This window comes from uncultured Roseibium sp., from assembly GCF_947494555.1.
Classification (GTDB): Bacteria; Pseudomonadota; Alphaproteobacteria; order Rhizobiales; family Stappiaceae; genus Roseibium.
This window is the reverse complement of record NZ_CANLVF010000006.1, coordinates 26063-47551: the sequence shown is the minus strand read 5'-3', so window position 1 is coordinate 47551 and position 21489 is coordinate 26063. Positions and strand designations below refer to the sequence as shown.

The window sequence follows — 21489 nt, the reverse complement described above, 5'->3', positions numbered from 1 at the left end:
GTTTTGTTCGACGTTTTTTGATTTATCAGGTGACCGGAGCGCGGTAATCGTCGGATGCGCTTGTGCCGGCAACTTCGTGGGTCCACTCGCACTTGCGGTAGGTGAAAGAGAACTGGTCGATGTCGCCGCGCGAGGCGTTGGCTTCGTCGTTGACGTCCGGAAGGATCGTCTTGCCTTCCACCAGAACCGCGTCAGTGAATTTGATTGTGTAGTAATGCTCCTGAACGCCCGCCGTGGACGTACGCCAGAACTCGACTTCGATTTCGAGCGCTTCACCGGTTGCCAGCGCCTGCCAGAAGAGCGGGGTTGCCTTGTCGACCGGCTTGGTAAAGGTCGTCGGCAGGTGGCGGCGTGTTGCGATGATGGAACCGGACTGCGGGTCACGGGGCACGACTGCGTTCTGTTCCAGAGCATAGACCAGGGATTGGCCTTCATGGCCTTCCTGCCACAGGTTGCCGATGCTGTCGCCTGTGGTTGCGTCTGCTGTCATGTCGCCTTGGGTTGCCCCGGTAGCTTTCAGATATGCGATGTTTGACATGATGACCTCTCCAAGAAAATCTGCGTTTCCAACCTGCCGGAGCGTCCTGCTCCCGACTGCCAACAACATCGCAAGCCCTGTGCCAATTCGACGAAAAAAAAGAAAATCAAACGAATACAAACAGCTAAATAGTAAATTTAGATTCTGTTAATTTATGACACTGCGCAGTTTTCTTCACACTTGCGTGTAGAGTGCGCGAAAGATCCCACTTTTGACGTGTGATTTGGATCACAATTATATCCAACAACTGGAAGGAGAGGCCGCCAAACCTGTCAAAACGACCGAGCAAGCACCCGAATTCATGAATTTGTTAAGAGAGAAAAAGGCAAATGTGCAGAATTCGGTGAATTGACCCGGAGCATTGCCGCACACACGTTGGGTTTATGAAGACGGTCGGTTGCCCGGTTTTGTGGAAGCGTAACGAAATTCCTGCAAAACTCGGCCACATCAGATAAAGAGCCGGCCAGACCAGCCGAAGGAGGAATTCTCGATGAGTGCTGAACAACTAAGCGGTCAGATGAGTATCAAGTTGCCAGGCGACGCCGGCGAAGAAGTTTATGTGGAGAGCTTGCGTGCGTCCGAAGCACTGGGGAAGACCTACCGGTATGAGGTTTCGCTCATCTCCAAGAAACCGATCAATCTTGAAGATCTTCTTGGTCAATCCACCAAACTCGAGTTCAAAAGAGCGCATGAGACAGTCGCCTTCATAGGTGTCGTCGGAGCAGCGCGGACGTGCGATCCGACACCGAACAGAGAATTCTGTTACGAAATTGTGCTTGAGCCGGAACTCGCAATGCTACGACACTCCGGGCAGAACCAGGTCTACGGCACCGACAAGGACGTCACGGTCGTCGACATTATCCAGGGCGAACTTGCGGACGCCAACAAGTCATCCTCCAGCACGTCATCAGAGCGCGTTGCGCGTCAGATTCAGTCGGACCTGCTTGTCGCGGCGTCGGACTATCCAAAGCTCGACTTCGTATTTCAGTACCAGGAAAACGATCTGAACTTCCTGATGCGTATGTGTGAACGGTTTGGGATCTACTTTGCTTTCGATCAGACCGGTGACCGGGAAAAAGTAATCTTCGGCGACAAGAAAGAGCATTTCACCAAGTTGAGCGGAGAGAACATCAACGAAGAACTCGCTTATCGGAGCAAACATCAGGTTCTGGGTTCCGACAGTTTCGGCGTATGGTCTTTCAATGCGAGTTACGAAACGCAAAGTGGGACGATTGCGCTTCGCGAATTCAATGAAGATACGCCGAAAGTGTCGCTGTCCGTTTCTGCGAATGCCTCATTCGAAGGGCAGGGTGTGACAACGCTCTACGGTGAAAATTATCCCGTTGTTGCTGACGGCGAATTCATCGCAAAGCGGCGCGTGGACCAGATTGAGGGCGAGCGTCTTCAGTTCGTCGGCGAAAGTAATATTCCCAATCTGCGTCCGGGCTTGTTCTTCAGATTGAAAGATCATCCCATCAGCGAGCTGGACGGGCTCTACATCGTGATATCGGTGGATCATTCGTGCACGATTTCAACGCCGATCGGTTTCAGTTCTTCCAACAAGGAACCCGCGCCCTATCAGAACCGTTTCGTGTGCGTTCCCTTTGACAAGGGATACCGCCCTCCGGTTAGCACACCGAAACCGGTTGTCAGTGGTTACATGGTCGGCTTTGTCGATGGCGAAACCGACAGCAAGCGCGCTGAACTGGATGATTCCGGGCGTTACAAGATCCGGATCATCGACGAGGAAAGCGGTCTGCTGAATGGTCTGGCCAGCTACTTCGTGAGAAAAATGGAACCCTATGGCGGCGGAGATGGTTTTGGATCCCACTCGACTCTGACGAAGGACACAGAAGTTCTTCTCGGTTTTCTCCAGGGCGATCCGGACCGTCCGGTTATTCTGGGTGCCGTCTCCAACGGGGAACAGACCAATCCGGTCACCTCGACCAACCAGAATGTCGCTCATCGCACCAAAACGTCGTCCGGAATCGTCTTCCAGATCAGTGATGGCGCCGTTTAGATCTTCGCATCTGCGCCGGTCACCATTGGTGTCCGGCGCTGAAAGTGAGATAATAGCTGCAAGCCCGGCATACGACCGGAAACCACGTGAGGTATAGAATGGCGACCTGGAAACCGGCGCAGCGAGAACCAGACGCGCTTCACTCTTGCATATATGACTATCTGAGAACCCGGTCGCCCCAGGTTTACCAGGACGGCGGCAATGCGCCGACGCCTCTCGGACGGTCCCAGGAGATGATGTGCACCGGTGAGCCTCTAAACGTCGATCTGACCGTTACGCCCGTGGGGATGACATCGGTGAATTCCCGTTCGGCCCTTGTTTTCGGCGTAACCGGCCATGCTGCCGACAAACGGACGGGTTATGAGGTCGACGGACAGGTCGTGATCGACCGCCAGACCTTGGCCTTTTTGTCGATCGAAGCAAATCTTACCGTGATCAACCAGGGTTAGAACTATGTCAGGGCAGGACGAGCCGAAAGGCGGGATAAGCAGTTTTTCAGTCGGACTGGGCAGCGGAGCGCCACGTGCGGTTGCCGTCACACCGCCGCCGCCATTCCGCATCCTGATTGCGGGAGACTTCGGTTTCGCTCCGGACACGGGCGTCATTGATGTCAACGGGCTCGATGTTGCAGAAATCCTTGAGGACAACCGGCCGGACTTCCATGTCCGCGCTCCCAATGGCCTCGGGTCACATCCATCCGAGATTGAAGAGCGGATTTCTTTTGATGCGGTGCGCGACCTGCGCCCCGCCACGATCGCTGGGAAGTTCGGTTTTTTCCAGGAAGTGGACCCGGCAAGAAACGACGCGGACCGGTTGTCCGAATTTGGTCAGCTCTATGACAAGGTCATCAGGGCATTGCAGGACAGTTCAGCGTCGTTTGGGCGATCGAGCCAAGACGCCCCGCAAGTGAGCGAACATTCACAGGCTGATGAAGCGCCCTCACCATCGAGCGACGACAAGGCGGATGGTCTGGATGCCCTGTTTTCCATGATCGATTCCCCTGCAGCGTCCGGGAAATCGTCGGACAGCTCTGATGTGGCGAAAGCCGCGGTGGATGCGTTCGTGCGCAAAACGCTGCGTGAGGAAAGTCAGGATTTCGTCAAACCTGTTGCTAAAGCCGACAAGGGAACGCCTGTCGACGCGCTTTTGAGTGCGCAATGCCAGGCGTTTTTTGACGTTCCGAAACTGGGCACTGTGGTTGAAAACTGGCAAAGCCTGAAGCTTCTGTTGTCCGAATTGCAGGCGACGTTGCCCTTTGAACTCCATCTGCAGCAGCTGGATAGTGATCTGGCCCCTGAAGCGCTCGATGCAGTGATCTGCGGATATGATGGGGTCCTGCAGGCCGAACTCTACGATGTTGTATTGTTTGCAAACAAAACGGGCGCATCCGGGCAAGGGGCCGACAACCTCAAGACCATCACACGCGCATGCGCAGAATCCGACACCGTCGGGCTTGTCGCCCTTGAAGCCGATTTTGCTGGAGTACCGGGAGAACAGCTTGCCGGTATGGAAGCGCCCCATCAGCTGCTGAGCGAGCCTGGATACGAAGGTTTCCAGGGCTTGCGCGAATCGGACGCCGCTTCGCATGTGGCACTGTTCTGGAACGAAGCACGTCTGTATACGGCGGACACATCATGGCCGGCCGTGTTCGCGTCCGGCGCATGGATTGCGCTTGCGCGTATTCTCGCGCAGCTGGATCGTGAGGTCTTTCCGTCCATGCCGGTTGGTGTTCCAGCAGACTTTGATGCGCTCGAAGTGGAAGAAAGCCTCTCAATGGGCAAATCCGTTGCCACCGCAACCCGCTATCTTGCCGGTCCGGGTGCAGCGCCTTCACTGGCGCAATTCGGCATCAACGTGCTGGAAGGCGTTGCCAATCGCACCAGTCTTGTTTTTCGCAGAGGCGTCACACTGAAACCCGGAAAGGAAGGGCGAGGCTCGCTAGATCAGGCTCTCCTGGTTTCCAGGCTGTTTTCTCTGTTTCAGGAAGCATTGGGCGGTGCACTGTCTCCCGGACAATCTGCTGACGCACGTGTTGAAGCCGTTTCGGCAAACCTTGAGCAACTGAGCGCTTCGCTCTCAGGGCAGGTCGTCTTCCAGGTGCAACGCGTCCAGGCAGAGGATCAGGACCTGATCAGTGTCGCCGCGTCGGTTCAGTCCGGATGGGCGGCCAGCCAATCCCATTCGTTCTATTTACCCGCAGAAGGCTGATAGGGTTGACCGGTGATCAGCTGGTGAATGAAGGCTCGTAAAACCGAAAAAGGATTCGGGTGGCAATAGCTCTGGGCAAACATTGCGGCGGTCTGCGTCCGGCCCGAATCGCTGAGCGAAAGCCCGTGACGCAACGCACGCCAGCGCAGAAGTGACAGGTCCTCCGGACGCGCCGCAACAAGACCTTCTTCACGCGCTTCCAAGGCATTTTTCTTGCCAAATGGCCGCGATCCGGTGAGCGCGAGGTAGGTAATGACAGCGAGCGAGAACACGTCGTCCGGTTCGCAGGGTTCGGCGCCTTTCAGGCGTTGCGGCGAAGCATAGGCAGGCGTAACGGCACCAAACCTGGCGAGAATGACAATCGTGTCTTCTTCGCGGGTCTTGAGAGGGCGGGCAATCGGATAGGCGATGTTGAAATCGATCAGTTTCGCCACACCGTTTTTTTGAACGAAGACATTTCCCGGTTTCAGATCGGCGTGAATGATCCCGTTCTTATGCGCGTAGGTAAGGGCTCCCGACAGGTTCTCGATAAGCCGATGAAGCTGCGCAGGCTGCAATTTGTGGTCAGGTGCGTTTCTCAGAATTTTCGACAGCGCCTGTCCTTCCAGCAACTCCATGACCATGAAGTGAATGTCGCCTTCGCGGTCCATGTCGTAGACGCGCACGATATTCGGATGAACGAGGTCCCTGAGGCGACGCGCCTCCCGGTGCATCAGCGCGATGATATCCGGGTCGACGTCCGGGGCTGCGCGGATGATCTTGACGGCGACGTTCGGATCGGCGAGCCCTGCCTTCGCCGCAACCATGTCGCGCGCCTTGTATACAATCGAAAGCCCCCCTTTCCCGATTTCCTTCAACAGCAGAAAACGTTCTTTCAGAACGGTACCCGGCTGAACTTCGATCCTGACCGGCTTGGGATTTTCGCTTGTTGGCGCAGCATCTGTTGCGGGTTTTTCCGCCGCATTCTCCTGGGATGCCTGCTCATCGGAAACGCCGGCATCTGTCCCCCTTTCGACCGGGCCCTGGCCGGCTTCGCTCGCGTCCGGCACCATCTTCGCGGGATCGGACGGACCGTCGGCTTTCTGGTGACCGTCCATCTCGTCTGGTTCGCGAGGCTTTGGATCTCTGAGCTGCTTAGCCATAGTCGTCCGCCCAGACAACGATCACTGTAATATCGTCATTCGAGCCTCCAGCGACGGATCGGGCTATCAGACGGTCGGTCAGTCCGTGAGTGCCTTCCGCGGTCATGTTTGCAAGCAGGGTTTCGTCCATTCCCTTCAACAGGCCGTCGGTGCAAAGCACAAAAACGTCTCCCGGCATCAATTCCACCGTGCGCCGTCCGAGAATAGATATCGTTTCGGAAATACCGACCCCGGATGTCAGACGTCCCAATTCGTCCGCGTGATCTTCCGAGATCAGGAAAAGATGCTGATCGCGCAAGAGATAAAGCCGGGAATCTCCGGTCCAGATGCAACTGGCATAAGAGCCGCTGATAACGAGGCTGAGGCTTGTTGTCCCGGAAATATCAAGCTCGGGCGCTGCCAGGTAGCTCGAAAACAGGGTCTGGTTCACTTTTGAAAGCGCTGCCTCGACAGCAATCAATTGCTTTTCGTGCGACATTGCGGGCATCGCTGTCAATCCGGCGACTGCCTGCACGGCTGCCTGGCTTGCAAGATCGCCATCCCTGTGGCCGCCCATCCCGTCCGCAATTGAAAACAAGCCGTTATTTACGTCGGCAAAATGCGTGTCCTGATTCATCGGGTGGTGGGGTCCCTGGCGTGTTGCGGCTTCAACACGCAAGTTCAAAGGGACAGGCGATGTATTTGACATTTCCAAAAAGGCGCTCCCCTATGGCCGCAGGATCCTGTCCGGATCTATTGTTTCTTGCTGCCAGCCAAAAGTCTCCCACATTCCGGCGAAGAATCCACCTGTCCCCGACCCTTTTGGCAGACCCCTCCAGGTACATAGTTCCGGAGGACGGTTTTCGCTCCCGTCCTGCCACCAGTACGACCGGGGAAGGCTGTTCTGCTTTGCGTTCAAAGACCGGAGGCAGAGCGCGTTTTCCGCGATAATTGCTTCCTCACTGGTGCGAGCGAAACTGAGGCACATGGCCTCGTTTTGCGCGCTCAGTTCGAGATCGTCCGTTCCGGCTTCCTCAACATGAACGGACCGAAGCGCATTCTCGCTTTCGACGATTGCAGCATGAAACTCCTTCCGCGAAATCTGTCCTTCGATGTAGGCCATGGATTTCACTTCGAGAGAATCCAGAACACTTTCGGCGGTGGAATCGAACAAGAGCCGGGAGATCCGGCCTTGCGCAGGGATCAGCACCGCAAGCGGAAAGGCTCTCCCCAATGTATCGGCTGAAGCGCACAGGAGGCCGCACCAGGCAGAGGGCCCCAGAAGACCGGGAGATATTGCAAATCGCCACGCCGGTGCATCGAAATAGTGTTCTATCCAGTCTTGCGGAAATGCGCTTTGCGCACTGATCAACCAGTCGGACATCATGGCTGCCCATGCATCCGTCATACCGGCTGCCAGTCCTTCGAAGACAAAGTCGCGTTCCAGGGGACGTTTGCCGAAAAACCCGCAATGTTGCATTTCCGGCTCCGTTGTTCCTGACCCTGCGGTGAGGTGCGGTGGCGACGGGCCGTCGGGCGACGGCGCGACCTTAAGACTTACAGCGACGGCGGGCACCGGAAGGCGTAAAGTCCAAGATTGAACGGATTGGTTACACTTCCCGCATTCAGTGCGAAACTTGCTTTGACGTCATTCTTGCTGATCGAAAACACGAACTGATCCCGTCCGCGCGCTGAAGACAGGCCGGATGCGGTCAGGAGCCGGAAGATCGCCCACGTGCCCGATTTTCTGAGTGAGGTCGTTGAATTGTCGAGAAGCGTAACGGAAATCTCCGCACTGCTGGCATCGGCCTGGCTTGGCCAGGTGAAATCTGTCGCACGGACAGGTCCGTGTCGGTAGACGATCGACTCATCGTCGATCTTGAGCGTGGATTTGAGCGCTCCTGGATCGAGAAAGGTCGGTCTGATCGTGAACTTTGCCGTCGCGTCCGGAGCCCCGCTCGGGAAAAACGCATCCCGGATCGTTTGTGCCGTTGCAAGTTGCGCGAGCGAACCATTGGAAAGACCGAGATTCGCCCCCTGGGTTTCGATTTCAACCAGCTGGCGTCCGCGTATGTTGACAAAGGGCGACACATAATCGGTGAAGAAGGTGTCGACGACACCGGCTGGTCCCAGCAGGTCTTTGAAATCCTGAAGTGAGATGTCGTCTTCCGACTCCTGGAAGAACGGATATCTGCCAGCCATGATACTGGAGCAAACCGGAAGAACCTCGTTCTGCCAGGACCGGTTTATGTAAATAAAGGCTGATTGATTGAGCAGGGCCCAGGTGCGGTTGACGATGGACAGCACCAGGGAACGGATCGGCTCCGGTTTGGTCGCGGCTTCGGATCTGAGCGACGTGAAAGAGTCGTTTTGCGGGTTCTGCGCCCGGCTCTTCACAACATCGAAAGCAGCTTTGTTGGGGGCCGGCGCGGTCACCACACCCGATACGTTGCCGTAAAGGTCGCCGAAGAGCTGAAGGACGCGATCAAGCGATGCGCCGCTGTCCGGATCGACAAGGTTGTTGAGGGGCCGGAATGCATCCTCGATGGCAAGGCCCGGCCAGGGCGCGTCTCCAAAAGCCGTTTCGACAGCCGCTCTTTGAGAGGCTTGCGATGCGGAGGCGACCAATCCTCCGGCACCAGCATTGCCCGAGGCGTCCGCTGCCTGTCCAGCCGCGGCCTGCTCTGTGTTGTCCCCCGGAAGTGGCAGTTGTGTATTGTCTCGCAGCAGGTTCAGGATCGTCAGAAGCGGCGAATCCGGATTGGACAACTGCTCCAGAACGGTCTGTGCGCGTCCGAGCGATCCGACTTCAACAACCCTGATATAGGCAGTTCCTTCGCGCCAGGCCTTTATGTAGTCGTCGGTATAGAGCTTGACGATTTTCATGGCGACCTGGTTGTAGGTCGTCGCATTGACGCTGTTGCCAAGGACCCAGTCGCTTCCCATCGAACCGCGTATGTATTCCGGCAGTCTTTCCAGGAAGAAATTGTAAAAACCGTTTTTCGTGTAGATGCCCGGAATGATCGTCCGTCCGCCGGCATTCGCCGTATCGACATAGAGCGAACCGGAACCGAGTGTGCGCACGATATTGATCGGCGGAAGCCTGTAGCGCTGCGCAGCGTCCGAGACCATCCGGTTGTAGATATCCTGTGCCTGAGGCGCCTGTTGGATCCGGCTTCTGGCGGCATCCAGAACCGGGAGTTCGGCTGCCGTGGGTGCGGCCGCGGCCCCTGAGATCGGCAGTATGTTCTCCAGATTGTCCATATGGACCTGCATTTCCGCACGGTCCTGGGGGTTCAGCAGAAATGTTGCCTCGTTCTGCGCGCGCAGGGCCGCCTGAACCTTGGACGCATCGTAGTTCTGGCCGGTTGTCAGCATGAGATACGTCTCAAGCTGATCGCGCAACAGGGCGCTGTTGCCGTCCGAGGCTGTCGACAGGAGCTGGATCTGAGCCTCGAGACGCGAGTTGATCGAAGGCAGCAGATACTCTTCCAGCAGATCATTGTAACTCCGGTTGGCAGCCGGATAGAGGACCGATTGTGCTTCGACGCTGAAAGGTGTCTCGGACAGCCAGTTTTCGCTGTCCTCGATCTGTTCGCGCATATCCCGTGCCGCGTTCAACGTCGGCAACAGGTTTATGAGTGAGCGATTCCTGTCGGCTTCTGTCTTCAGAACGCGGACCTGCTCCGCAGACTTCGCGGTTTCTTCGGAAACCGTCATGGCTTCGTTCAATCCGGCAATCCAGTAAAGGACCAGACCGACCACGAGCGCTGCGAGCGAGAAGGCAGCGCCGCTGTAGATTGTTGTTATGCGGCGTTCGAGCTTCCGGTTCTTGCCGACGAGGTTCTGTTCCGGGAACACGATATCGGTCAGCAGTTTCTTGATGAAAAAGGCTTTCGATTGCCCGCTCATTGCCGGTTGCTGGCTGGCCGCGAGCGAAAAGCTTCGGCCCATCGCCCCCAAAAGCCGGTCGAACGGCGTGCCTTCCTGTGTGCCGGACGTGAAATAAACCCCGCGCAGAAGCGGCTGCGCCTCGTAGCGCGTGGGTCTGAAGACATCACTCAGGAAATCGCGAAGCACGTTGCCGAGGCTGCCGAATTCATGCGGGAAGCCGTAGATCCGGCAGCGGCGGCTGTTGTTGCGTTCATCGGCGAGTTTTTCCGGTAGCTGCCGTTCGATGCGGCCGACAAGGTCTACAAACCCTGTTTCAAATCCCGGTCCCACCGAGACCTGTTGATCGTCATAGGGGAATGTGACACCCCAGACCTGTTGGCGGTCAGCGTCGCGAAGCGTGTCAAAATACTCGTCGAAACCCGCAATCAGGTCACACTTAGTGAACATGAGGTAGACGGGCAGGCGCATGCCGAACGCACGATGCAGTTCGCGAAGTCGCTGGCGGAGAATCTCGGCCTGCTGTTTTCGCTCCGCTTCGCCAGCAAGCGCAACATCTTCCACGCTGACAGCCAGCAAGACGCCGTTGATCGGCCGGCGTTCGCGGTGTTTGAGCAGCAGATCGAGGAATCCGCTCCAGGCGGCACTGTCGACGCCTTTATTGACGTCCTGGGTGGTATAGCGCCCTGCTGTATCGATCAGGACGGCCTCGTTGGAAATCCACCAGTCGCAGTTGCGCGTGCCGCCGACACCCTGAATGGCTTCATGACCGCCGTCAGCGAGCGGAAAATCCAGTCCCGAGTTCCGCAAGATGGTCGTCTTGCCTGTCCCTGGCGGACCAATGATGATGTACCAGGGCAATTCGAACAGGTAATTCTTGGAATTCGAGCCGGCAACGGGATTGTCCCGAAGAGTCGTGAGTGCGGTTTCGAAACGTTCCCTGATCAGTTCGACCTCGTCGGCTGACAGATCATTGCCCATCGACACGAGTTCGTCATTCGCAAGCATCGAGTTGATGAGCTTCGCATTCGCGCGCCGTGTCAAAAGATGGCGTATGAATGTGATCAGGAAAAATCCAAGGATCAGGATTACCGCGAAGATGAGCCGCGGTGCCGGATTTTCAAACGGTGTGATCCCGGCAATCGTGAGCAAGCCGCCCCAGATCAGGACGATAGCCGAGATGATGATCAAAAAGAGCAGAATGATCAGGCTTGCGGGGCGCAACAGAGATGCGAGGTAAGTTCGAAACATCTCTTACCTCCTAAAGCCTGTTGAGAGAATTGATGGCGCTGAGAGCTTCCACGAGTTCGCCATCCAGTATGAAATCGCTGTAGCCGCGCACGACGACCAGAAGCAGAAATCCAATTGCAAGCAGGATCCAGAAGGGCGGTAAAGTCCTGACATTGTTGCCCTGCTGCGTGCCTTTGGCATTTTTTGAAAGCGGCTCGTCGACTTTGTGGCTGCTGTTGCGGCGGATCAGCCGTGACAACTCGTTGCGAAGGTCCTCAAGCTGATTGCGCCCGCCCTCAAGCACTCTGTACCGGCCTTCAAAGCCGAGCATCAGGCAGGTGTGCACGAGAATGAGAAGCGGAAGTTTTGTTTTTGCATCTCCCCGGATCCGGTCCAGGATACTGAATACCTTTTCACCACCCCAGGTCTCGTTGTGGAACTGGTTGAGCAGGCTGTTTGAACTCCATTCGCTTCGGCTGCCCCAGGGTGTCATCAGAACGGTTTCGTCCAGTGTCGCGCACAGAATATAGCGGGCGGCGATGATATCTCCTGCGGCAACGCCGTTGCGCTGCGCGAGTTGTTCGAAACGGTCAATTTCGTCGACGACTTCCTGCCGCAGGGAGCGGACATCGGCCTGCTCGATCGAATTGCGGATCTGCGAAATGATCAAAAGCAGCGGTGCGGCCGCGCGTACGATGATCCGTTCCGGATCAGGGTCGAGTTGCCGGACGATCCCGGCTGTGGATTGCAGGTCACCACCCGGCCCGCCAGCAGGTACGCCGGGTGCAGGCGCGGAGTTGTCTGTCGGCGAGACGAATGCAATGGTCGGCTCGTCTTCCTCACCAGCATAAGCACCCTGTGACTCGGCCATCGAGGTCCGGGCTCTGGGGCTCAATTTTTGAGCGACGGTTGGTTGATCCAGGTCGTCGTCTGTCATGCTGCGGGTTACTGCCCCTTCTGTACGGCCCAGAGTTCCAGACCTAGACCAGGATAGTCACCGCTGAGATGCAACGCAAAGGCTGCGGACGACTGCATTTGAGGCCAAAGCTCGTTATCAACATCAACGGCGAAGTAAACGGCATTTTGTACATAAGGGATCTGTCTGGGAGCCACTGACATCGGGGTAATGGCAACGCCCGGAAGTTGAAGGTTCACAAGTTCGCGTATCTTTTCAACGGGCCCGATCTTGATTTGAATCGGCATTTGCGTGCGCAGCACTTCCAGACTGACATTCGCATGGGCGATCAACACGAATGTGCGGGCCTCGGAGTAGATCATCTTGTTTGTGGTCTCGCCCAGCCACACACCGTAGTCGCGTTTCGACAGCGGAATGTTGACCGCATTCTTCTCGATGACGAAGCTCAGCAGGTTGTCCAGGATCGCGACCAGTTTCTGAAACGTGAGACGCAGATCAAGATGATCGTAGGCCGGCAATTCCGGTGGCCGCCGGTCATCGGCGCCATAGGCTGAAAATGTCCCGATCAGGCTGATGAATTCGCGAAAAATAAGCTCCGGCGAATGCCGGCCGGACGTCGAGATATGGTCAAACAGGACTTCGTAATTGTTGGTGATGCTGAGCGCCAGCAGATCCAGCAGTCCCGACCTGGTTGTTTCACCCTGACCCGAGGTATTGGATGCCAGCATTTCACCGCGTTTGCGCAACAGGCTGCGAACCTGGTCGACTTGCGAAATCAGGAACGGGTTCGCCGAGGCATTCAGGATGGGTGGGATATAGGTTTCTGAGAGTTTGATTTGGCCCTGCGTCGAAACGGTTTCAATTTCCGCGACCGGAAGATGTGTTGTTTCATCCAGGCTCTCGCCCTCAAGCACGATACGTGCGGTCAATGCGCCGACGGCAATGGCGGCTTGGGGCTTGTCTGCTTCGTTCGTGTTCCGGACTTCACTTGTCTGGCGGGAGTAGCGGCGGTGCGTTTTTTCGCTGTCGCCGAGCTCAAGCTGCCCTGCGGACTTGAGTGGCAGCGCCAGGAAAACGCGTTTGCCCTGGTCCTCAACCGTGATTTGCCGGGCGGTCGAAATCACCCCGTTTTTTTCTGTTGAAAAGGACGTCCCGTCCGGAAAAACGGCCTCCGCAAGGCTGATCTGGAACTGGCCAAGGTCGAGGGCTTCGGAATCGATACTGATCTGGCGCAACCCCCAGGCATAAGGCTGCAGGTCGTGAACCCGTTGCTCGAGCGTCGTTTCAAACCAGCGGTCGTGCTGTTGCAGATGCTGGGGCCGAAGAAACATTCCCTCGAGCCAGAGTGGTTTCAGGCTTTCATTCACTGCCCATCTCCGCAGGTTTTTCTTGGTACATAGTCCAGCAACCGCCTCTGAATGCTGTCCGCAGCCGAGTAGAAAGCGCCAGATGACTTGGCCGCCACTGGCGCAATTTCGAGACGCTAGAAGACACCAAGCCGGCGGTTCCGTAGCTTTTGTATACGTACGGCAAGACTTGTCAGGTAAATGACAAAATCGTTTTTCTTTTCTTGCTGCAGTTCAATTGTATCGCGCCACTGTGCCGAATCTATATCCCGGAAACTTGCAATTACCCCAATATGCGTCGCTTCGGAAGAGACGTCACGGTTGAAATCTTTTGTTTCCCCGGGTGTTAACTCGAACTCCTGGACACCGATGAGGTCACCGCCGAGCACTTTCTTGTCGTCATCAGCCAGATCGAAATATTCGGCTCCTTCGAATGCAGTGACTTCTTTGAGCTGATAAACGCGAACAACCACCGGTGCAGGATCGCCGTTTTCATTTGGGTTGATGAACTCGTCAGCTTGCAGGTCAATTTTGATGGGAGTGGGCGGAGGCGTTCTGGAGCAGGCGGCTTGCGACAGCAACAAGGCCGCGCCCGATAATCCAAGGAAATCCCGCCGGGAAATTATCATTATTTTCTGGTCCCCCAAAAGTCCTGCGACTGTTGTCTGGCCTGTTCTTCTTCAATCTGGACAAATGCTTCTGCTATCGTCTGGCGCACGATCGCGTCGAAATCGGCGCGCAGTCTTTCGTGACGCTCCTTCGCTGCCTCCCATTTGCCTCTTCGAGACCCCAGTCCTTTCAGCCGAAGTCCGCTTTCGTCTTCTTCGCCTGCAAGCGTCTCGGGTGACAGGCTTTCAAAAAGCAATCTCATCGCCCTTTGCGTGGCGGCGATGGTAATCATGTTTTGGCTCTGCAGATCCTTGAAGGCTTCTTTAGCGGCCTCTGCCGGAGGCAGAAATCCACCCTTGCGCGAAAACAGCATTTCGTCGATTGCGAGCTCCCCGACATTGAAGTGCTTGAACGGATTGTTCTCTTCGGGCTGAATTCGGGTTTCGTACATCCGGAATTCGCTCTTCAGGGATTTCCGGGCACTCAAAAGCGCAATCAGTCCGTTTGCGAGTTCGCGCACCATCTCGCCGGTTTCTCGCGCTACGACGCTTTGATCTTCTTCTGTAACGGAGACATCCTTGAAGCCGAGTCCGGACAGCAGAGCCTGAAAAACGGCAGTCTCTTCTGTGCGTGTGGCTGGTTGTCCCGTTGTTGCACCGGATTGCGCAGGTGGCGCCATGGACTTGCTGCCACCGTCTTTCGATGCCGCCGATGGCAGTCCGGCAGGCGTTTCGGACGGACCGGGCGTGACACCGACCTCAGGCACATGCGTATGGGGCGCTGTTCGCGCCTTGGCTTTCTGAGCCAGTTCCGCCTCGCGCAGTGCACGTCGCTTTTTCAATGCTTCCAGTGGATTGAGCGTTGCCGACGAGACGGGCGCGCTTGCTCTGGAAGGCTCTGGAACGACTGCAGCAGGAGTGGGAGGTAAGGGTACATCCGGAACCGGCGTTGTGGTCTCTGGCGGGTCAAAACCAAAGTCGGCCCCGTCCGGGATTACGCTCTCTGACGGTTTCGCCGACGATTGTCCTTCATCGGGAGACACATCGACCGGCAACGCGTTTGCAGGTATCTGAGGATTGGAAACCGCTGCAGGCGGGGCCGATGGTGCGGGCGCCGGGGGTGCTGTCGAGCCGCCCGCGATCCCGGACAGAAAATCTTCGGGAATAATGTTGCCCGTGGACGATGCCGATGAAGCACTCTGGCTTGCGGTGTTTTCCGCAGGCAATTCTACAGGTTGTATTGAGGGAGGCTCTGCGACCTGTACGGCTTGTGGTGTCGCGGGGGCGGATTGTGCTTGAGCCGGAATGGGTGCTGAAACTGGTGCCTCCGGCAATAGCGAACTGAGATCTGGCTGCATTTGCGCCGATGAAAAGCGGGTTTGGTCGGCGCCCGGGTTTTGTGCACCTTGCTGTGCCGGTTGAACGGGATGAATTCGAGTTACGTCTCCAGGAGAAGCCGCTTGCGTTGGCCGGGTTGGAACCGAATAGGCGACGGGTTCCGGTATCGTGGCGGCGTCCGTCTGGACCGAAGCAACAGGCGCAAGCGGCTCTGAAGGAGCGCCTCCCAGATGATCGAGCGGGTCCAGAGACGGTGTCTGCGGACGGCTGGCACCCAGTGTATCGAGGTGCAGCGGCGTTGCGTCCGGTTGCGATTGACGTCTTCCTGAATCGGCGTTCGTGCCAAACGTATTTTGCTGTCCCGACGGGTCGGTCCGGATGCTCTCCACACGTAACTGGTAGGGGCCTGCCTGCAGCGTCATGCCGGGCGAAAGACTGACAGCCTTGCCGCGTCCGATCGCAGCTGAGTGCCCTTCAAGGAAAGTCCCGTTGGTGCTTTCGTCAACAAGAACAAACGTCTCGTTTTGAAAGAGTATCCGCGCGTGAACGGATGAAAGATGCCTGTCTTGATCAGGAAGAACCCAGTCGCATTTCCGGGATCTGCCGAAGACCCCGCCATTCGGCCCGAACTGGTGCCGGGATCCGATTTTGTCGCAAACAAGAGTAAGAGAGTGACTCATACCTAAACTTGCATCCTGCCCGAGGCCGATTCTCTTCACTGGAGTGATTCGCCCTGTTATGCATTCCCACCCGCCTGTTCTAGCACGGGCTGAATCCCGCTGGAAACGGTAGTGTCGGATGTCGCTGGGGACATTTGAACATTATTTTCCAACGGACCGTCAGCAGAATCCGACAACCAGATATTGTTTCCCAGTCGTGACGTCCCGAGCTGTCCCGGTTCCATGCTGTCGGACTCGTATTCAAACTCGAGATCCCAATCGATGGGGTCCCGTACAATCATCGATAACAGGTCGACAAGCACGGCATGTTGATCTCCGTGCGGCAGAAATTCTTCCAGTTTGTCGAATGGCGCCGGACCCAGTCTGAGCCGAAACTTGCCAAGGTCGTCCTCAACCTCTTCGCCTAGAACCATGTCGGCACCCAGCAACGAATTTTCGACACCGAGTTCCATTCTGGCTTCGGGCGGGATGTCCACGGTTCTGGTCACGAACTCAACGATTTCGAAGGGCAGCTCGAAGAAGCTCGTCAGCAGGGAGGAAATCGTTTCCGGGGAGTTTGCATAGTGAGACATCAATCCGACATGCGGCAGGATTGCACTGCGATCCACATTGCCGAGCGTGTCGCGCTCGTCCACCGGGAATCCGCACAAGGCAAGCATGCATTGGGACGTTGGATCGAGACCGTGTCCCTCGTAGCGCACGAAATGCCGGGATTTCCGCCAGATATCGTAAAGCAGCGAGATCAGCCTGTGGTTGAACAGATCGAGCAGATCCTCCACTGCCGAAGGGTACTCGTCGCGTTCTATAATCCGCTCGGTGACATAGGGCGGCAGCGGGGAAGCTGGGCCGTAGAGGCCGAAAAAATTCACTCTGAGGTCGAAGCGGTCCGATGCCTCTTCGTAGTCGATGCTGGAAATGTCGCTGGCACCGAAACTGAGCGATCGGCTCGCGCGAAATCTCACGACCTCTTTTTCCGGATCATGGCCGGGACCGATCTCGCGCAGCTCAGGATGAAGCAGCCCGATCAGGTAGAGCGCCTGAAAGAATTGGGTGCCTTTGAGCCGTTCGGCCAGCGCCGCATCCAGAGGTGTGGCCTCGGTGTCAGAGGAGGGGTCAAGGCTCATAGGAGGTCCGCGTCCCCGAAAGACGGGCTCCATCGATGAATGACGTTCGCATCGGTGCCGATGACACAGAGCTGGTGCAGGCTGTTGATGCTTGCATAAGACTTCAAGAACCGGTTGAGGACAGTCCCGAAAAGGTAAAGCTCCGCTTCACCCCCCATTGCGGTCTCCGACATCGACAAGACGATTTCGTAAGCGCGCGTCGGGCGCCCCTGCCGGAAGATGTCGACCGTCTTGCGTTCGAATTTCTGGAAGTTCTGGAGCAGTAGCTCCCGTTGCAACGCCGCCTGTTTGTCAATGTAGGCCCTGAAATCGTAAGCACCGACGACGGTTTTGAGAGCTTCTACGTCAATCAGGGACGCGTAGTTGCGCGAAAGGTTGGCGATCAGCGTCCAAAGAACCTGGTTGTCAAGCGGCGGTGGCACTTCTGACTGTATCGGCGTGATGTTCTGGAAGTGGAGCTTCGCGGGCGTGGTCGACGTTGGCTGATTGACCGTACCCAATCCAAATCGGGATGCGTGCTCGCCGTTCGAACACAAAAGCCTAAGCGAAATCGTCTCCGTCGGCGGGACGCCGTTTTCATCGAGGCGTGTCACAAACGAAACATATTGGTCAACACCGTTTCCGAGCACGGATGGGCGAATACCGGTCCGGTAGAAGAGAGAATCCTCGGCATTGCTCGCCCGGTCGTGGGAGAAGGATTCGAACGGCTGGTAGTTTACCCGCTTGTTGCTTCCCTGGATCCAGCCGGTAACGCTGACCACATGGTGAACGCTGAAGGCGGAACGATCGCCGGATGCGCGCACCGGATATTCCGTTCGGTCGTGCGCAACGTGCAGGGCCTGCCCCTCGGTCTCGAAAAGATTTATGGCCGGCACCGTGTTGAGCGCAATCGCGTCCTTGCCGATGCGGTCCTGATTGTTGAACCTTTGAGAAAAGTGCAGCACGAGCTGAAATTCATCGACAGGTTCGTTTGCGAATGCATTGAGTCCATGGAGCCGGACATACATGAACTTTTCGGGACAAGAGAAATATTCCTGCATGATCCGGAAACCGTCGAAAGACCCTTCCGGGTAGGGAAGCGTTGCCTCGTTCTGTTCCATTCCAAGCGGAACGACTTTCACATCCGTCGGTTTTGAAGGTCCGCCATCCGCGCTGAATTCAACGGCGGTAAGGCGTTTACACATCTGCAAAAACAGTTCGCGCGACAAGGCCGCATCGTTGCTCGCGCCCAGGAACAATTGCAGAGGTGCTTCGGCGAGGGCCTGCAGGTTGTTCCCGCCGGTTTTGCGGAAACTGAGTGTGAGCCGGGAACTGTCGCGCTGGTTTTCAAGTTCGGCAAACATCAGCTTGATGGGAAGAACCTGCAAGTCACAGCGCGTCTGGAACCTGACCGCGTTGCCGTCCAGAGGCTTGGTCTGGACGAAGGTGCCTCTTGGTACCTTCGTCGAAGGATCGGATGAATCTTCTGCCGGTGAGAATGCGATATGGGTAATTGGCGGAACCGGCCTGAGATAGTGCGGCCAGACCAATTTGAGCAGATTGAGCGCGACTTCGGGCATTTCGGCATCGAGGCGCTGTCGCAGGCGCCCGACGAGAAATGAAAACCCTTCCAGCAGGCGTTCCACGTCCGGATCAAGTGGGTCGTCAGCAAGATATTTGGAAAGACGCGGATTGGCCCTGGCGAAGACCCGGCCCATTTCCTTCAGGTAGTTCAGCTCGTCGCGATAGTATGAATTGATCGCCATTCCCGAAAATTGCCCTTTTGTCGCCAGGCGCTCTAGGCACTGACCCTGATTTGTCCGCTATTGTCGAGTATCGAATTGAACCGGATTCGTTTGGAACTGTCGCCCAGATTCAACTCCGCTTCCACGCTGAAAATGAAATCGAGCGGTTTATCTGGATCATTCACGGCACGGACAATGGGATTTTGCAGCCGTGGTTCAAACTCCCGGATTTGCCGTTCGATGTCCCGGCAGATCTCCGTCGCGGTGTCCTGGTGCGACTTGGTGATCGAATTGAAGTCGGCCAGACCGAAATGCGGACTGATTTCGCAGCATCCTGCCGAACTGTTCAGCAAAACGCGCAGGTCCTCAAGGACGCTTTCCAGAACAGCCGCTTCAAACTCGTCCGCATTGCGATAGTTGGACCCTGAAATGTCGTTTTCCAGCCGTTGGAACAGACTTACAACCATCCGGAAAAGTTCCCCCTCCAAGCAGCAAAGGCGCCGGCCTGTGGCCGGCACCTGTCGTTACTGCAAATCCGATCTACTGATCGGGTATCAGGACTTGTCGAGCTTGCCCTTGAGCGACAGAGTGAAATCGGCACCCATATATTTGAAGTGCGGCTGCACGGCCATCGACACGCTGTACCAGCCGGGTTCACCCTCAACATCCGATACGGTGATTTCGGCTTTCCGCAGTGGCCGGCGGGACCGGACGTCTGCAGAAGGATTGTCCTGGTCCGAAACATACTGGCGGATCCAGTTGTTGAGCTCGGACTGAAGTTCGCCACGGTCTTTCCAGCTGCCGATGTTCTCACGCTGGAGCACTTTGATGTAATGCGCCAGGCGGTTGATGATCATCATGTAGGGCAGTTGGGTTCCGAGCTTGTAGTTAAGCTCGGCATCCTTGCCTTCCGGCGTGTTGCCGAAGAATTTCGGCTTCTGGACGGAGTTGGCGGAGAAGAAGGCCGCGTTGTCGCTGCCTTTGCGCATCGTCAGGGAAATGAAGCCCTGTTCCGCGAGCTCGTATTCCTTCCGGTCCGAAACCAGGACTTCCGTCGGGATCTTGCTTTGCAACTGTCCCATGGCCTCGAACGTGTGGACAGGAAGGTCCTCGACGGCCCCACCGGATTGCGGGCCGATGATGTTCGGGCACCAGCGGTATTTTGCAAAACTGTCGGTTAGTTTTGTTGCCAGCGCAAAGGAAGCATTGCCCCACAGGTAATTGTCACTCTTGCCCTCGGCTTCTTCCTCATAATTGAAGGCCTTGACGGGTGCCGTTTCTGGCCCGTAGGGCGTGCGCAGCATGAAGCGCGGCATGGCAAGGGCGAAATATCTAGCGTCTTCCGACTCGCGGAACGAATTCCACTTGGCGTATTTCGGCCCCTCGAAAATGGATTCCATATCCTTGAGGTTCGGAATTTCCTCGAAGCTGTCGACACCGAACATGGACGGACCGGCAGCCGCGATGAACGGGGCATGCGACATGGACCCGACGCTTGCGCAGTATTGTGCCAGTTTGATGTCCGGAGCATTTGGACCGAAATCGTAGTTTGCAACGATCGCACCAACGGGCTGGCCGCCGAACTGACCGTATTCCGCAGTGTAGATGTGCTTGTACAGCCCTGACTTGACGACTTCCGGGCTGTCTTCAAAGTCTTCCAGAAGCTCGTCCTTGGAGACACTCATCATCTCGACTTTGATGTTCTGGCGGAAATCGGTCCGGTCAATCACGAATTTCAAGCTGCGCCAGGCCGACTCGAGCGTCTTGAACTCCTCATGGTGGAGAATCTGGTCAACCTGCTTCGACAGTTTCTGATCGATTTCCGCGATCATCATGTCGACAGCCGCACCGTTGACCTGGCTGTCGCCCGCGGTCGGTTTCAGAAGTTCCGAAATGAAGGCAGCGACGCCCTTGCGCGCCACATCATAGCCTTCGTCGGCGGGCGTGAGCTTTGTTTCCTGGAGGATCTGGTCCAGCAAAGAAGCATCAAGTTCTTCTGTCTGGGCCGCTGCACCCTGTGCGTCAATATCGGTCATGCGTAAATCTCGTCGTTTGGAACGTCGGATCGGGCCGGTATCGTACCCGGCCCCGTTGGACAGTGCTCGGTTATTCGGACGATTCGTCAGGAGAACCGGTTGCGGAAGTCAGTTCAGACAGAAGCTTTTCGCGCGCCGCCTCGTCGCCGAGCACACCCTGAATGGCCTTGCGAAACGCAGGTACGTTGCCAAGCGGACCTTTCAGGGCCACCAGTGCCTCGCGAAGTTCGAGCAGGCTGTTGAGTTCCGGCGTCTGGCGCACGATCGACTCTGGCGTGAAATCGCTCAGATTGTCGAATTTCAACGAGACTGCCAGATTGGCTGCTTCCTCGCCTTCCGGCGTGTCTACCAGCTTGTTTTCTGTGGCAAGATCAAGAGCAAGTTCGTGGCTCTTCATGACCTCGTTGAAATTGTCCTTGTTGATGTTGATGAGAGTGCGGTCTTCGATCGGTGTGTCGTCAGCGCGCTGCGTATAGTCTCCCAGCATGACCATTTTCAGCGGCAGCTCGACTTCTTCCTTGGCATCACCCGTTGCCGGCTTGTATTTGATATTCACACGTTCTTTAGGTGCGACTGAAGCTTCTTTAGACATTACGTCCCCCGTAGTCAGACAGGCCAATTCATGCAGGCAAAAGTCGCCGAACACCGCTAGCCATCGAATGACACATCATTACTGCGTGTATGTGTCACTTCCATTTAGATGGCTGAG

General features: G+C 56.4%; 17 protein-coding genes. 3 read left to right on the top strand and 14 right to left on the bottom strand.

The window, feature by feature from the left end:
* Nucleotides 1–25 precede the first annotated feature (25 nt).
* Nucleotides 26–538, bottom strand: a complete 513-nt coding sequence (locus Q0915_RS25250; RefSeq protein ID WP_299483493.1) for an Hcp family type VI secretion system effector — start codon at nt 536–538, stop codon at nt 26–28.
* A gap of 490 nt (nt 539–1028) precedes the next feature.
* Between Q0915_RS25250 and Q0915_RS25245 the strand changes: the two genes are divergently transcribed.
* The 3 genes from Q0915_RS25245 to Q0915_RS25235 all read left to right on the top strand — a co-directional run bounded on the left by Q0915_RS25245 (nt 1029) and on the right by Q0915_RS25235 (nt 4766).
* A complete protein-coding gene (locus Q0915_RS25245; protein WP_299483491.1) occupies nt 1029–2558 on the top strand; it encodes a type VI secretion system Vgr family protein in 1530 nt (509 codons plus the stop codon).
* Between the two features lie 98 nt (nt 2559–2656).
* Entirely contained in the window at nt 2657–3007 is a 351-nt protein-coding gene (locus Q0915_RS25240) for a hypothetical protein (RefSeq protein ID WP_299483489.1), read from the top strand.
* A gap of 4 nt (nt 3008–3011) precedes the next feature.
* Nucleotides 3012–4766: a hypothetical protein gene (locus Q0915_RS25235; RefSeq protein WP_299483487.1), complete on the top strand. Its 1755-nt coding sequence runs from the start codon at nt 3012–3014 to the stop codon at nt 4764–4766.
* Here the strand turns inward: Q0915_RS25235 and Q0915_RS25230 are convergent.
* From Q0915_RS25230 to tssB, 13 genes are all read right to left on the bottom strand, one after another.
* Complete coding sequence (locus Q0915_RS25230) at nt 4745–5908, bottom strand: serine/threonine-protein kinase (protein ID WP_299483485.1); 1164 nt, start codon at nt 5906–5908, stop codon at nt 4745–4747. The two genes, Q0915_RS25235 and Q0915_RS25230, sit on opposite strands and share 22 nt — an antisense overlap.
* Nucleotides 5901–6524 carry a PP2C family protein-serine/threonine phosphatase gene (locus Q0915_RS25225; RefSeq protein WP_299483483.1) on the bottom strand — a complete coding sequence of 208 codons (624 nt, stop codon included), beginning with the start codon at nt 6522–6524 and terminating at the stop codon, nt 5901–5903. Before Q0915_RS25225 ends, Q0915_RS25230 begins: the two co-directional genes overlap by 8 nt.
* A gap of 90 nt (nt 6525–6614) precedes the next feature.
* On the bottom strand, nt 6615–7367 hold the full coding sequence (gene tagF / locus Q0915_RS25220) for a type VI secretion system-associated protein TagF (protein ID WP_299483481.1): 753 nt from the start codon (nt 7365–7367) through the stop codon (nt 6615–6617).
* 77 nt (nt 7368–7444) lie between these two features.
* Complete coding sequence (gene tssM / locus Q0915_RS25215; protein ID WP_299483479.1) at nt 7445–11029, bottom strand: type VI secretion system membrane subunit TssM; 3585 nt, start codon at nt 11027–11029, stop codon at nt 7445–7447.
* A 10-nt stretch (nt 11030–11039) separates the two neighbouring features.
* On the bottom strand, nt 11040–11879 hold the full coding sequence (gene icmH, locus Q0915_RS25210; protein WP_299483477.1) for a type IVB secretion system protein IcmH/DotU: 840 nt from the start codon (nt 11877–11879) through the stop codon (nt 11040–11042).
* A gap of 74 nt (nt 11880–11953) precedes the next feature.
* Nucleotides 11954–13291 carry a type VI secretion system baseplate subunit TssK gene (gene tssK / locus Q0915_RS25205; RefSeq protein WP_299483475.1) on the bottom strand — a complete coding sequence of 446 codons (1338 nt, stop codon included), beginning with the start codon at nt 13289–13291 and terminating at the stop codon, nt 11954–11956.
* A gap of 116 nt (nt 13292–13407) precedes the next feature.
* Nucleotides 13408–13917, bottom strand: coding sequence for a type VI secretion system lipoprotein TssJ (tssJ, locus tag Q0915_RS25200; RefSeq protein ID WP_299483473.1), 510 nt, complete (start codon nt 13915–13917; stop codon nt 13408–13410).
* Nucleotides 13899–15896 carry a type VI secretion system-associated FHA domain protein TagH gene (tagH, locus tag Q0915_RS25195; RefSeq protein ID WP_299483471.1) on the bottom strand — a complete coding sequence of 666 codons (1998 nt, stop codon included), beginning with the start codon at nt 15894–15896 and terminating at the stop codon, nt 13899–13901. The genes tssJ and tagH overlap by 19 nt, the downstream gene beginning before the upstream one ends.
* A 56-nt stretch (nt 15897–15952) precedes the next feature.
* Nucleotides 15953–17020, bottom strand: a complete 1068-nt coding sequence (gene tssG / locus Q0915_RS25190; RefSeq protein ID WP_299483469.1) for a type VI secretion system baseplate subunit TssG — start codon at nt 17018–17020, stop codon at nt 15953–15955.
* On the bottom strand, nt 17017–18765 hold the full coding sequence (gene tssF, locus Q0915_RS25185) for a type VI secretion system baseplate subunit TssF (protein WP_299483468.1): 1749 nt from the start codon (nt 18763–18765) through the stop codon (nt 17017–17019). Before tssF ends, tssG begins: the two co-directional genes overlap by 4 nt.
* A gap of 32 nt (nt 18766–18797) precedes the next feature.
* Complete coding sequence (gene tssE, locus Q0915_RS25180) at nt 18798–19211, bottom strand: type VI secretion system baseplate subunit TssE (protein WP_299483465.1); 414 nt, start codon at nt 19209–19211, stop codon at nt 18798–18800.
* 87 nt (nt 19212–19298) lie between these two features.
* Nucleotides 19299–20780: a type VI secretion system contractile sheath large subunit gene (tssC, locus tag Q0915_RS25175; protein WP_299483463.1), complete on the bottom strand. Its 1482-nt coding sequence runs from the start codon at nt 20778–20780 to the stop codon at nt 19299–19301.
* Between the two features lie 70 nt (nt 20781–20850).
* Nucleotides 20851–21372, bottom strand: coding sequence for a type VI secretion system contractile sheath small subunit (gene tssB, locus Q0915_RS25170; RefSeq protein ID WP_299483461.1), 522 nt, complete (start codon nt 21370–21372; stop codon nt 20851–20853).
* Between the last annotated feature and the right edge of the window lie 117 nt (nt 21373–21489).

Bases quoted from the DNA above. Each gene is read 5' to 3' on its own strand.
- Q0915_RS25240 (WP_299483489.1), top strand. From the start codon at position 2,657: ATGGCGACCTGGAAACCGGCGCAGCGAGAACCAGACGCGCTTCACTCT.
- Q0915_RS25250 (WP_299483493.1), bottom strand. From the start codon at position 538: ATGTCAAACATCGCATATCTGAAAGCTACCGGGGCAACCCAAGGCGAC.
- tssC (WP_299483463.1), bottom strand. From the start codon at position 20,780: ATGACCGATATTGACGCACAGGGTGCAGCGGCCCAGACAGAAGAACTT.
- tssF (WP_299483468.1), bottom strand. From the start codon at position 18,765: ATGGCGATCAATTCATACTATCGCGACGAGCTGAACTACCTGAAGGAA.
- tagF (WP_299483481.1), bottom strand. From the start codon at position 7,367: ATGCAACATTGCGGGTTTTTCGGCAAACGTCCCCTGGAACGCGACTTT.
- Q0915_RS25230 (WP_299483485.1), bottom strand. From the start codon at position 5,908: ATGGCTAAGCAGCTCAGAGATCCAAAGCCTCGCGAACCAGACGAGATG.
- tssE (WP_299483465.1), bottom strand. From the start codon at position 19,211: ATGGTTGTAAGTCTGTTCCAACGGCTGGAAAACGACATTTCAGGGTCC.
- tagH (WP_299483471.1), bottom strand. From the start codon at position 15,896: ATGAGTCACTCTCTTACTCTTGTTTGCGACAAAATCGGATCCCGGCAC.
- icmH (WP_299483477.1), bottom strand. From the start codon at position 11,879: ATGGCCGAGTCACAGGGTGCTTATGCTGGTGAGGAAGACGAGCCGACC.
- tssG (WP_299483469.1), bottom strand. From the start codon at position 17,020: ATGAGCCTTGACCCCTCCTCTGACACCGAGGCCACACCTCTGGATGCG.
- tssB (WP_299483461.1), bottom strand. From the start codon at position 21,372: ATGTCTAAAGAAGCTTCAGTCGCACCTAAAGAACGTGTGAATATCAAA.
- Q0915_RS25245 (WP_299483491.1), top strand. From the start codon at position 1,029: ATGAGTGCTGAACAACTAAGCGGTCAGATGAGTATCAAGTTGCCAGGC.
- Q0915_RS25235 (WP_299483487.1), top strand. From the start codon at position 3,012: ATGTCAGGGCAGGACGAGCCGAAAGGCGGGATAAGCAGTTTTTCAGTC.
- tssM (WP_299483479.1), bottom strand. From the start codon at position 11,029: ATGTTTCGAACTTACCTCGCATCTCTGTTGCGCCCCGCAAGCCTGATC.
- Q0915_RS25225 (WP_299483483.1), bottom strand. From the start codon at position 6,524: ATGAATCAGGACACGCATTTTGCCGACGTAAATAACGGCTTGTTTTCA.